At 37.2% G+C, this 13,947-nt stretch carries 5 protein-coding genes; all 5 read right to left on the bottom strand.

Annotation, left to right across the window (positions count from 1 at the left end):
* Positions 1–10 precede the first annotated feature (10 nt).
* Entirely contained in the window at positions 11–7,333 is a 7,323-nt protein-coding gene (locus ACZZZC_RS07615; RefSeq protein ID WP_463486881.1) for a hypothetical protein, read from the bottom strand.
* A gap of 73 nt (positions 7,334–7,406) precedes the next feature.
* Entirely contained in the window at positions 7,407–9,092 is a 1,686-nt protein-coding gene (locus ACZZZC_RS07610) for a TonB-dependent receptor (protein WP_463486880.1), read from the bottom strand.
* 66 nt (positions 9,093–9,158) lie between these two features.
* A complete protein-coding gene (locus ACZZZC_RS07605) occupies positions 9,159–10,964 on the bottom strand; it encodes a hypothetical protein (protein ID WP_463485528.1) in 1,806 nt (601 codons plus the stop codon).
* A gap of 132 nt (positions 10,965–11,096) precedes the next feature.
* Positions 11,097–11,705: a hypothetical protein gene (locus ACZZZC_RS07600; RefSeq protein WP_463485527.1), complete on the bottom strand. Its 609-nt coding sequence runs from the start codon at positions 11,703–11,705 to the stop codon at positions 11,097–11,099.
* An 88-nt stretch (positions 11,706–11,793) separates the two neighbouring features.
* The gene (locus ACZZZC_RS07595) at positions 11,794–13,944 is read right to left on the bottom strand and encodes a tetratricopeptide repeat-containing sensor histidine kinase (protein ID WP_463485526.1); all 2,151 of its coding nucleotides are present in this window, start codon (positions 13,942–13,944) and stop codon (positions 11,794–11,796) included.
* Between the last annotated feature and the right edge of the window lie 3 nt (positions 13,945–13,947).

The following is a 13,947-nucleotide window of genomic DNA, read 5'->3' as shown; positions in this document are numbered from 1 at the left end:
CTTTTAAAATTTATTTATTGGTTTGGCACTTATTATTGTCAGCACAAGTATCTGATGTCAGATTAAACGATATGTTAGTGCTTTGACCGCCACCTACAGCCAGGCTACCCCTCGCAGCCATCGCAATAGAACCACTTTTACTGATATCAGCCAGTCCAAAAATGCTTTGTTTTACCTCGTAATTTAATTTTACGCTATTACAGAAATCAAACTTTGCTTGTTCTTTTAGCGCATATTTCAGCCTTGCGGTTAAATCAACTTCTATCCCACCTGATGCGCTAGTGCCCGTAATAGAAGCCATTGAAACCCTCACTGAACCGAATGCGCCAGCTTGAAGTGTAAAATTAGGCACATTAGCAAAATTCATTTGTAAGAGTGCATCTACACCGCATTCGGCTACTAAACCAATAGAAACCAGAGGGATTACCGGAGGTAAATCTATTTTCAGTTTGTAAGGTTCAAATAAATCTTTACGCCCGGCTACAATGAATCCCGTTAAATCAAATTTCCCGCAATCGGGTAATTTATGGTGATTAAACTGGGTTACCCTATCCACTACATTTTGAGGGAGTGAACTGTAATTTCCAACTAAAAACCCTGCCTTAAATGGGCTTATTATCGGAACCGGAACAGTTACGCTTGCCGCTATAAATGTGTAAAAACCATTTTTATCAATCATTATTTCGGCTTCGCCGGATGCACTTGCAGCGCCAATGTCAACCTTTTCCATTTGCAGGTTACCAAGAATACGTTTTTCGGGCCAATCGAAAACCATATTCATTTTGCCAAATGGTGTATTTGCCCCGCTTACTTTAATGGTACCAGAATCGTAAGCAACTTCGCCAAAGACTTTAAAAGTTAGCGGGTTTGGATCAGCAAAACCTTTAATTGGTGTATTGTCTTTCTGTTTTAGCGAACCGGTAAAACTTAAATAATCCCAATCGTTATTTTTAACCGATGTGCTTGCGCTCGAGATAATTAAATTGGTGTTTGATCCGAATGCAATCTTTGGTAAATCAGTAGACGTGTTAACCATTTTAATGGAAATATTATCACCCGTTTTGTTAAGCAGCACCGGAATTTCTGGCAACTGGTTTGGTTCATAAACTGTTCCATATAAATTGATCACATTATCTGCCAAGGTTTTAGCAGTGCTAATCTTGTTTCCAAATTTATCAGTAAAATCTGCCGTTTTGGAATTGAACACTACGTAGCCTTTGCCAATATCAAATTTAACTTCTTCAAATGCAGGTTTCGATTCTAGTTTGCCATTAACTTTGCTGTATTTAAAGCCGCCATAAAATTTCTGTAACCTTGGTATTTTTAAATTCACATCCCCAAGTATTGTAAAATCATTTTGTGATGATTCAATCATTATGGGTTTAAAATCAATTTGATTAAAGGCAGTTACTGATTTTGAGTTTGGCGAGAAATCGACATATTGTTCTCCAGAACTCACTAAAGTAGCCGCGGTAATACCAATACCTTGTGGAATTCCTGGCAAAGGCTGAATGCTACCGGCTTCCTTACCATTTTTCCCCAACATTCTTAATATGTAATGTGCTTTTAAGTCATCACCTATTTTTGGATCGAGACCAAAAGTTGGCTCAACATCCGCAGCAACATTTACATCAACAATGCCACCTAAGCTTAATTTCTTCACGTTTACTTCACTAATCAAGAGAGCATCGTTGCGGAGCCTAAATTTTTTGAAAGGGATATTTAACACTCCAGTTTTGATCATGTTATTGCTGCTCGCTAATGCTACAATACCTCCTTCATCGGTAGAAAACTTCCATTGTGGGATGGTAATCGTCCATTTCTCCATGGTTAAATTCAATGGTGATGCGCTTGAAATCGTTCCGACACTATTCTGATCAATTTTCAATTCAGGAAGTTTTAAGGTAATTACGTCGCCAAGCGTACTTACTTTTGTAGCCGTAATGGTTGGTAATAACCTAATTTTGCCATCAATAAAGTAAGTTGAATCTGCTGAGGTGTGCGCATCAAATTCCAAAAGTTTAAATTTAATATCACCTCCGTTGGCTTCAGAAAAATAGTATTTAGGCGTGGTGGCGTTTGGAGATCCAGTGGCAAGTAAATTAATGGTGTTATTCAATACCCCGTTTTTTTTCGTTGCAAAATAAAAGCTTGTATTATCAAATTTTAAAAAGCTGCTTGGATAGTTAAAAGAGTTATCCGTTATTTTAACTTTTGCCTGGAATGTACCTGTGTTATCCGTTACCTTTTTTACCAGTATTTGGCTGCCATTAGCCAACACATCAGCATAATAACTTTGTCTAAATCTTGTTTTTAATTGTTTTGCATCTAGTAAAATATCGCCTACCGGAACCGCTATTTTTTTACCCGATGCATCTGCAGTGATTTTAACTTCAACCTTATTAAAAATGATTTTCTTACTTTCATCTGCCAACTTAAAATCACTACTGGTTTGTTTTACATCTAGATCTCCCGACAGTTTGTAGTTTCCAGATGCCATAGCGCTAGCTTCTTTAAGGTTAACATGATAACCCAACAACTTATCTCCTTCAAAATCAACCTTAGTTAAATCAAAATTGGCTTTTAATTGAGATGCCGCAAGCGTAATCGTTTGACCGATAATGGTACCATCGTTAATTTCCGGTCCGTAAGCAGTCAATTTTATTTTAGTGCCATATCCAGCTAAGCCTTTTAATTCATAAGAACCATCCGGTTTAGTAGTGGTTTGAATAGTAGATGCGCCAATGCCATTATCAACATAAACTGTTGCATTAGGTAACTTTAATTTATTAACGGTTACGACTCCCGAAATGGTAAAGCCTTTATCAAGAATAATTTTTTCCTCCTTAAAATAAGGCGTTTCTAAATTTGTTAGCGAGAACTCTTTGCCAATATAACCTGAAGAGGCAGGAGGAACAATTTTTACTACAAAATTCTTCTCTGCAATATTCATAAAATTAACATACACAATACCTTTACTATCTGTAACATAAGTGTATTCCAGTAATTTAATATTGGCATTTGGCACAGGTTCGCCCGAAGAATTGGTGACTACAAATTTGATTCTGTGCTCTCTTGTGGTCAAAACTATTGCACCCATCTCGGTATTTCCTTTTGATGAAACGGCGATGCTTTTGGTTTCGTTAAAATATTTTAAATCATTTGGAATAATTTCAATGTAGGCCGACTTATTTGGGGCGATGTAAGCATTGAAGGTTTGTTTACAATCGCTGATAAAGGTATTTGTAAAGGTGGTATTAACTTTAACTCCTCCAAAAGTAGTTGTTCCAGTAGAGCCAGAATTATTACCAATTTTTTTGGTTACACATTCCGATTCTGTTTCTTGAATGAAACTGCTACCGGTGATTTTATATAGCGCAGGTATGGGCTCTCCTTTGGCATTTACGATATGGCCGGTAACAGATGCTGAAGGTTTATAGTATAAATTATTGAAAACCTTTTGCCCAAGCTGCATATTGTTAATCTCATAATACCATTTTTCCTTTGGTGATTCTTTACCGGTTGAATCGTGGGTAACATAGCCATCAATTTGAATTGAAATTTTTGCTGTTATTCCTATTAGCGCCACCGATTTGAAACTAAAATACCCGTAACTATCAATTGGAAGAAAGTAGAATATTCCGCCCACGTTAATTCTCGCGGTAACTTTTTCTTTATTTGCACCAATCCCTTCGCCACTAATGCTGTTTATTAACCTCCCGGCAACAATTGGATTATCGCGTTCAAGTTGAGTATCTTGATTAAAAGTTGGTTCTACAAATTCATTATTAAAGAGAAATGTTTTTCCTAAGAACACTGTTCGATCAATATCAGCATCGTGTAGGTAAAAATTTGTAGTATTTGGCTTGTATGAGCTCGCAATATTGGCTTCATCCTTAAAAATCGGCACGAAAGTATAACCTCTACTTTGCAGTACGTGATTAAAGGTCAAGCCTCCTTTTTTGCTCGAGCCATAATCTACCAGGTTTGGATCGGTAGGCAGCTTTTCCTCAAACAAAACGTTGTTAAATTTTCTACCTTCTGCCAATAATCCACTGTGGTTCGATCTGCGGAGTTCGATAGGAACACTCGTGATATGTTCATTATCCAAACCTAACTTCTTATCGTATTTTTCTTTTTTATAAAGGCTGATGTTAACTTTTGCCGATCGCACAAAAGCATACAGCGAACCCACATCTAAGGTTTGTAGCGGGTTTATCTCGATGTTATTATCCGGGCTGCAAAACAAATCCATATCATCTACCACTAAACGGTAAACCATTTTTAAAGTACACGGACCGTTAGAGCCAACATTAAATGATTTCACAACGGTATAATCTGGCAAAAGAGGCGCTGGTCCTGAAGCTCTACTGGCCAATAATTCATTATCATCATAAAAACCGAATGCACCATTTAAAAGCGTAAACTTTTTAGCCTGCACTTGTTTAACTTTAACTGATGAACTTACATCGTAAGAGTTTGATAATCCGCCGGTAGTAACAGTACTAACTGCCGTGATTACTTTGCCTCCGGCCATTGTTGTAATACCATTCCCCATCTGCGAAAGCGCATCTTTTACAGGGCTTTGCGTAAACGGATCCAAAAGTGGATTTGTGGCATCAGCCATTACCTGGTTTATAAATTGATTTTTTAATGCGTTTGCATCGCCCATCCCGGTAAATTGCGATTGCCAAATATCTTTCAATGTCGTTGCTGCCGGGTTTGTTTGTGGCGGTGTTGGTATTGGTGGAGCCTTTACAACAAATGAAAACAAATTTTTAGAAACCGTTACAGAATCCCATATTGGAATATCGACAAAATTAAATGAGCCATCACTCGTGGTGGTAGTCGGTTTAAGGCTTTTTTTAACGTTATCTACGTATTCATAAAATTTTGCATCTTCTTTAGTACTTCTATCCGATCCATTTGCATTTACCCCACTAACTTGGATACCTACAAATTGATTATTCAGAATGCTGGTAGGCAACGCATAAGATTTTCCACCGGCTTGTTCTGTAAAAACCAAAAACGGTTCCAAATGCACTTTGGCATTTTGCATTGGCATGGCGCCGCCAACTCCGTCAGAATATCTATATAATAATCGGCCCTTAATGTTGGCAATAGGTGCTTGCTCAGTTGTCCAATTCAAGGTTTTTTCTACTTCAAAACTTGCTGTTCCTACGGCTTTGAAACTATCGTAATTTTTGTTTGATTTTTTGCCAGGGATCAATATCGTATTCTGAAATGCAAATGGCTCATCTATAATAACGGCTTTAGTTTTAGGGTCCAAAACATTAATATAATAGGTATCATCGGTATTCCCTTTACAAATTAGTTTGGCAAAACTTACTACGGCTTCAGGTAATGTGGCACTAGCGTTTATTTTGGTTAAATCTGTTGATGTTTTATAAACCATCTCTGGCACCTGCCCAGTAATGCTACCTAATTTCCTATAAAGGGTTGATTTGTTAGATGGCAATCCTTGCCCTTCATATATCGGGATTCCTCCATCCTTACTTAAACGGTAAATGGTTACCTGCAAATCATTTAATGCTTCGCGAACGCGAACCACATCTTTAGTTTCTTTCTGCATGTAGGCTTTTTGAATGTAAGCCTTAGTGATATGTAAATTTAACTGATAGGATTTAACCAGCGAAGTAAAATCTCCCACGTTAAATTCTTGTCCGGTTCCATTTAGTTCAACAGTACGATCTGGTTCTCCGTAATAATTATTAGTTGGAAAATCAATTGTATAATAAGCTACTAAATTCCCTGATAAAGCCTTTACGGTTTCGGTAACTTTTGCGGTAAACCTACCATCGCTACTGGTTTTTACTAAATAAGATGATGGCTCTTGGGGATTAACGCTGGCAACACTAATATTATCTTTAATGGTTTTGCCAGATTGATCAACCGTTTTAAAAAACTTATTTAACCTTATGGTACCATATATAGGATAGGTTTGATCATTTTCGAAATGGTATTGTACTTTTCCTTTTAAGGTTAATATTACTGGTTTCGCAAGCGTATCGGCGATTTTTTGATAAATGAAACTACCTGTCACACTTTCGCCAGCCAATTCATTATATGACAACATCAAACTTTTTGAAAAAGCATTTGATTGAAAACCAGCCGGAAGGTCAAGCTCTCCCACACCTTTCTTGCGGTAGGCTTTAATTTTAAATTCATACGAACGCTTATCTACGAAAGTTCCACTACCTAAATCAGTAAATGAGAAACTATCAAACCCATTTTGACTGGCTACAATGGTATTCTTAATTTTATCTTTAATTTCTATGTTGTACCTAAGCGTCTTGTCATCAGGCTTATTTATACCATCAACATAACCATAATCAATAGCTTTTTCCGAAGTTTTATCTTCATCTCTGTTAATGAGTTTCCAACGGATGTAAAGTGGGAATTTATTATTCACAGCAATAGGCTTACCAAAATTTGATGGGTTTGGAAGCAGAATTTCAATGTTTTTTATTGTAGCTTGTTCTACTTGTGCAACCGTTCCAAACGTAAAAACGTTAGCGCCGCTTTTACCATCATTTTTAAAAATTGTTTTTCCTGATGGGTCTATTGCCTGAACCCGCCAGGCATAAGTTTTTCCAACTACCAATGGCTGATCAGATGGATTTAAAGTATATGAAGTGGTAATTATATTTTTATTGATCAATGGAAATGATGTTGCGTTTAAAATCTGATTAGGATCAGACTTAACCAATGGCATTTCTGCAATCTGCAAAAGATATTGTGTCCCAACAGGTGTAAAACCAGGATTAATCCAATTGAAAACAACTGATTGAGGTTTGATTGCCGGAACCGACTCATTAACACTCGGACCAACCAATACCGGTGCGTCTGGGTAAGCTATTGAAATGGTTGTACAGCCTAATGGAGCAGCAGATGAAAGCACTTGATTGCTTTGAATGTCAACCGCCTGAATACAAAAGGTATAATTTCCTTCAGGCAATCTGGAGGTATAAATTAACCTGCTTTTATCTATTCCATAAACATTTAAGGTATTTAAGTCGAAAATATCCTTTAATGCCAACCCGTTTAACTGCTTGGTTTCATTTGGATTTAAAGTAATAGGTTGTAAAGGAACATAATTGGATTTTGTGGTGATTTTGATCCCATTATCACCCTCAAGCTGGCCCGTTAATTTTATACTTCTCGCTGTAGAAGTTAAATTCTGAACGATCAATAATACTTTTGATGCATTTGAGCCTGAATAATCAGCGTAGTATGGAGAGTATGGCGGTACAATAGTAACATTCACATTTACCGATTGAGCATCTGCATCTTTAGCACAGAATGATAACATCAGCCCTAATATTAATATGAATATTCCTTTGGAAAACTTAAGAAATCGTCTAAAATTGATCATAGCTTGAGTGTTAAAATGAGTGTACTAAACCAACATTTGTACGTAACTCATTAAATGTTGGCAGTGTAATATCTTTTGAATTACTTTTTAAATAGTTGAGCGAAATATTGGCAGCATCGCGTTTGCCCAAACGGTATGAACCATTTAAATTGGTATTAAAAACGGTTCCGGCATCCAAATCGTTATTTCGCTGAAGCTGATAACTTGCCGACAGGTTTAAGCCTACCTTACCTTTATCGATACTTTTGGACAAGCCCAAGGTTGGTCCATAAAAAATGGATTTACCAAAGGCAACATTTGCAATGGTATAATTAATATTGGCATTGGCACCAAAAGATTTTTTCGGTAAGCCAAACTGGTAGGAAAAATTAAGCGTTTTACTATCCGATTTGCTGTTTGGGGCAGTAAACTCATTAAGATCAACCAGCGATTGAATATTGGCAACCAAAATAAATCCGTGAGCTACCGCTTCGCGATTGATATTGTATCGAAAAACAGAGCTCAGATTATGGTTCGTTCTGGCAATTCGAAGTACATCCAAAACTGGGTTTAAGCCGCGATCTTGCGTAATACCAAAATTGGTATACCGTAAATCAATCCCGTAGGCAGGTTTATTGAAGGAGATATTGGCTGAACCGATTTTTCGGTTAGAGCGAAAAGACTTATCTCGCAACAGGTTATCGTTCTGCAAACCGAAACTACCGCCAACCTGCAATTGATTTTTAAATAATCTAAAGGCAGTTTCTACCGTATAATTTTGCACATCAGTTTCAAAGTAATAAGCACCCATACTTTTATAATCGGGATCAACTCTTCGATACTTCAGTTTTACACTATAAAAGTTTGCATTATAGCCTAAGCTGGTTTGTGCTGCTGTGAGTAATTGGGTAGACGAGTTAAGAGTCACTAATTTCTTTATAAAACTTATTCTATCTAGCTGAATATTTTCAACGGTATCCGAGAGCACATTTCTGGTGAAAATACTCCCTGAAAAATCCATATCAAAAACAAAGCGTTTTAAAAAACTGAACTTGGAGGAGAAACCCAATACCATATTTTCTGATGGTGTTAAAAGAATCGAAGTCGGCTTAATGGCTAATGAATTAATATCATCTTTACCATTTAAAAAGATAATATCAAAGTGGTTTCGGTCTGTTCCTAAGCCAAGTTTAACGCTGTAGGCAGTACGTTTATATGCAGGTTGTTGCGCTAAAGCTAAAGGCTGATTCAAATCTTCTTCAATGGCCTTGTTAAATCTGCCATAAATAAAACCGAAACGTAGTTTGCCTGGATTTAACTCAACTCCTCCACCCAAAAAATTATGCCCTGCCAAGGTAAATGGAGAAAACTCCAAACTGCGCCAACCTGCATGGACGGTTGCCCATTTATAGGTTGGGCTAATGCCGTATTGGTTAAATGGCTGGGTGTAGCTTCTCTGCTGATCGCTAACTACAACTGTAAAAGGAAAAGACACACCGTACAAAGAAAGTGATGGTGCGCCATTAAAAATATAAGAAAATGCTCTTTGCCTTGCTGGTATTCCGTTAACGTTATAGGTACCGAAACCCAATCCTATTGAGCCATTTATTGTGATGGGTTTTTGTTTACCGATGTTACCTATATCTTGGGCGCTAACGGCTAGGGAGCATATAAATACAAGCGAAAATCCTGCAATTAAAATTGATAAGCGTTTCATAATACATTGATTTTAAGGATGCGTTAAAAAAATCAGCAGGTGATGAACCTGCTGATAAAAGCGTTATCATTGTATTTTTCTGAAATCTTTATCGCTTAAATTGAGCTTTTGCATGGCCTGAAGCATAGGCGATTGATTTGGATTTATTGTACCTAGCGTCCCAATTGAACTAGGCGGGATAATTACTATCCTAACCTTATCTACCGCATAAGATTGGTGGGTGGCAAATGGGTTTCCATATGATATTCTTACCTTTGCATCGGTTGGATTGATGCGCAGATTGGATACATAAGTTACTGTATAGCCAGGTGTTTTTTCGGTATAGTTTAATTGTTGCCAGCTATAACTTCCACCACCTGAATTTTTGCGAATGTAAACCATTACTACACCATTTTTTGCCGATGTATAATTGGCCGCAGGGATGTTAAAAACAGTGGATGTATCATTCACGGCCACACCTTGTTTTCTTAAAACATAATTATCAACTTGTAAAACCCAGCTAAATGCTACATTATCGGCAGTTTCCAATGCAATTACATTCGCATTTCCGTCATTCCCTTTTAGCGATGTTCCAGAGCCCCAAACACCATTATTTTTCGGACCATAAATGGTATAGGTACTAATGTCGATATAGAAATCGCCGGTCAATCCTACTCCTCCATTTGGTGCACCAACGCCATTAAGAATGGTGCTACCGTTAGTGCCATTAGTACCGTTTGCACCCCTTAATGAAATACCAGCACCCCAACCTGCTGCCGTTTTTGGTCCGTAAAGCATTACCGTAAACCTACCAATAAAGTAATCGCCTATTTTGCCTAATACAGGATCAGGAAAATAATCTCCACCGTAAATAACTGTTCCATCTGCTCCAGCCGGACCTGTTGGACCTTGCGCACCATCGGCACCTCTTAGCAATATTGGAATTCCCCATCCGTCAGCATTTTTTGGCCCGTATAGTAAATAACTTCTTTTATCCAGATAGTAATCACCGTTCGCCCCAATTGTAGAATCGGGAGGTGTTATACCGCTATAGGTCACACTGCCATTCGTTCCATTGGTTCCATTTGTACCGTTAGCTCCGTTTGTGCCATTGGCTCCATTTGTACCATTTGTGCCGTTCGTACCTCTTAAAACGAGTGGCGTTCCCCATCCAGCAACCGTTTTTGGTCCATATAAATTCCCCGTATTTTTATCAAGATAATAGTCTCCATTAACACCAATTGTTACAACCGGCGTTCCTGAACCACTATAAATAATACTACCGTCTTTACCTGCAGCACCAGTTGGGCCTTGTGCACCATCTGCACCTCTTAATAAAATTGGAATTCCCCAACCGATAGCAGCAGTTTTGGGTCCGTAAAGTAAGAAGTTAGTTTTATCGAGATAGAAATCGCCATTGGTACCCAAAGCAGCTGCAGGTGAACCTGTTCCACTTAAAGTTGTACTTCCATTTGTGCCATTAGTACCGTTTGTCCCGTTCGTGCCATTAGTTCCGTTAGTTCCTGATGAGCCAGTTGCACCCGTGGCACCGGTAGCACCAGTTGCGCCGGTAGCACCGGTAGCACCGGTGGCTCCTGTAGCACCCATCAAAGTTAATGGTGAGCCCCAACCTGTGGCAAGTTTTGGTCCGTATAATTGGGCATTTGTAATATTTAAATAGTAATCACCCGGTTTACCAACAGCGATCGACGGCGCAGTATTTCCACTGTAGATGATGCTTCCATCTGCACCTGCTGCACCAACCGCCCCAACTGGGCCGGCTGGGCCAATTGGTCCTGCCGGACCTTCTGGTCCAGTTAAACCATCTTTGGTACAAGAACTAATTATCGCTGTAAGTAAAAAAATTAAGCCGAATAGGTAACTTTTTTTCATAATAGTAGAGTTAAGATTGTCTGTTTAGAGATTACTTATTGAAGATAACTGTAGATCAGGCCATCACTATTTTATTATCGACGAACGTATCGGTATAATCGGCAAAGGAATCACCAAAGCATTTTGGATTTTTTAAAACGCCGGATCCATTGAATTTGGCCGATAAATCACCTTGAATTTCCCTTCTGTAAACTTTACGCTTCGCTCGGGGTTGGTTTCGTAAACGGCATACATTGTTGGTGAAAATGTTCCCTCAATAACATAAGCTTCTTTGTTGGATTTATCTATTTTGGTAATTTGAACAGTATTTTCCTGAATTGGAACCTCTGGCGTAACGCTAGCCAATTCCTTATCAGAACTTTTTGCCTCAGGAAAATAAAATACCCCGCTCAACATTCCATTATCATTTCTGGTTGACGGATAATTGCCTACCGCTAATTCTTTAGCAGAGTGAAAAGATACATCAACCCTCGAGCCGTCTTCGGCTTCGGCATAAATAGAAAATTGATGTCCCAATTGTTTATAGCTCACATTGTATTCCTTAAATTCTTTTGAGGGAAATGCTTCCCACAATTTTCCCTTTATTTTCACAGAAAAGTATTCATCAGCTTGTTTAATCTCTGATTGGGCAGGTGATGAATCTGATTTGGTTTGGGTAGAATTGCAGGAAATGCATACAGAAAGCGTTAGCAACCAGAAGCACGAGCAAATGGTTTTCTTAACATTTAGATTAATTTTCATTTCGGTTTATTTAGCACATAAACCTATTTATATCAGTGAAAATTTGGTTATTAAAATCTATAAAGGGATATAAATAATCGTTAAACAGCTATTGGAAGGTAATCGAAACTTCGGTGATTTTTGGAGTGCTCACAATGCCCACTTTTGCATTAAGTTTTAGGCTGAGTTCTCTCACAATTAACAGGCCATAACCTGATGATTTACTGCCAACGTCATTTTGATTTAATAATTCAGCTATTTTAGTTAGCGGTATCTCATCGCCGTTATTGCTTATGGATAAATATTTTTTCCCTTCGCCATCAAAGCCTGCATTTAAACCAATATTGCCATTTTGATGAGAATGATTGATGGCGTTTTGTAATAGATTACGAATAATAATGATCAGAAAGTTTTCATCACTTTCAATAGTTCCAAATCGTGTTTTGGCTATTTCCAGAGTTAAATTCTTTGCATCAGCTTGGCTCGTCATCAAAGCAATAGATTGTTCGAAAAGTAAGGTTATGTCTATAGCATCAATTTCAAGCTGGAAATTTTCCATTTGGCTCTTAGACCATAACAGTAAATCTTCCATGGTAGCTAACAAATTTTTAGAAGATTGCATCAATTTTTCTTGATTTTTTTCCTTCTCGTCTATTGAAATATTAACTGTGATTTGTTGCAACCTTAAAAAGGTAAAAAGTTGACTTACAGGACTTCTTAAATCATGAGAGATAATACTGAAGAGCTTCGTTTTCGTTTGATTTGCTTGATCCAATTGGTTGTTGATGATATCCAACTGTTGATTTTTCTTATCTAAAAGCAAATTAGCCTTTTTCTTATTTATATAAATCCGATAAAAAAGTATGGAAATGAGCAATGCCAGAAAAACACAAATGATAAGAATAGTTTGATATTGCCTTTGCTGCTTAATTTCTTTATTTTGCGCATCGCTTTGCGCATTCAAAAATTTAATCCTTTGCTCTTTTTCGGCATTTTTATATTTAAATTCAATTGCATTAATACCTTCTCTACTTTTCGCAAAGTATATACTATCGCGAATTAAATTGTATTTATTAAAAAATTGATAGGCTTTTTGATGATTATTTAACTGCTGATAATTCTGTGCCAACTTGAGTAATATTCCGGCAAAAATATCCTTATTAAAATTGTAAGAGTTTGGCAAAGCCTGCTCTAAATAATAGACTGATTTGGCATGTTTTTTCTGTTCGTATAATAGATGGCCCATTAAGGTTGTTGCCAGTAAAATAGTTTCCTTACTTTCAGAAGTGATGGCCAGGCTATAAGCATCCATTGTATACTTATTTGCTAAATTCATTTCCTTCTTTTTGAGGTGATATTCACCAAAGAGCCGATTTGCAGCACTTAGAGGTGCAGTTTCATAAAAATAATCTTTCACCATAGCCTTATATACCTTTCGATAATAAAACATGGCGCTATCGGTTTTATCAATATTTAAATAGGCTTTCTCCAAGTTGATGGACATACGCACTCTGCCGCCTGTATATTGCGCAAAATAGGGTTCTGATCTTTTTAAATAATTTATGGCACTTTGATTTTGATTCAAGTCTAAATATAAACTCCCCAAATTTGAGAGGGCTAAACCTAAATCAATTTGAGATTTATGATCCTTTTTCTTTTGATAGAAATATTCTTTAGTTGATAACGAATTCAAAGATGTTTCAATAGCTTGTTCGTAATCGCCATTGTATAAATAGTATTCGCTCAAGGCCGATAACAATTCATCTTTGATAGCAATATCTTTAACTGTAGTCTGCAACTCTATTAACCGTTTATTATAGCGATTCATTTCAGCAAATCTTCCTGTATAACGATACAGATAATTAATTTGCCGTATGGCGGCAACCTCATTTCCAATATCATTTCCCCTTTGTGCACTACCAATACTCTTCTTTAGATAGAAAAAAGCGCTATCGTAATTGAGCTGAATTTTATAGGTTAATCCTGTTAAATATTCCAGTCGATACAAATTCTTAAAATCGCTACGTTGAGTAGCATTCAAACCGCGTTTACAAACCTTTATTAAATCAGAAAAGTCGATAAATTTGCCGCTGGCGGAAATATAATTGAAAAGGGAATAACAGTACTGATTATATGCTTCTGCTTTTTTCCTCGCTACTTTATATTTTTGGAAATTTGGTTCAGGAGGTTTCTGAGCGAATATGCTTTGCCATAAAATTGACAAAACGATCAATAAAAAGAAACGATAGTACCTAAACATATT

The organism is Pedobacter sp. AC212, from assembly GCF_979258625.1.
The sequence above is the reverse complement of the archived record's forward strand: the minus strand, read 5'-3'. Positions and strand labels throughout refer to the sequence as shown.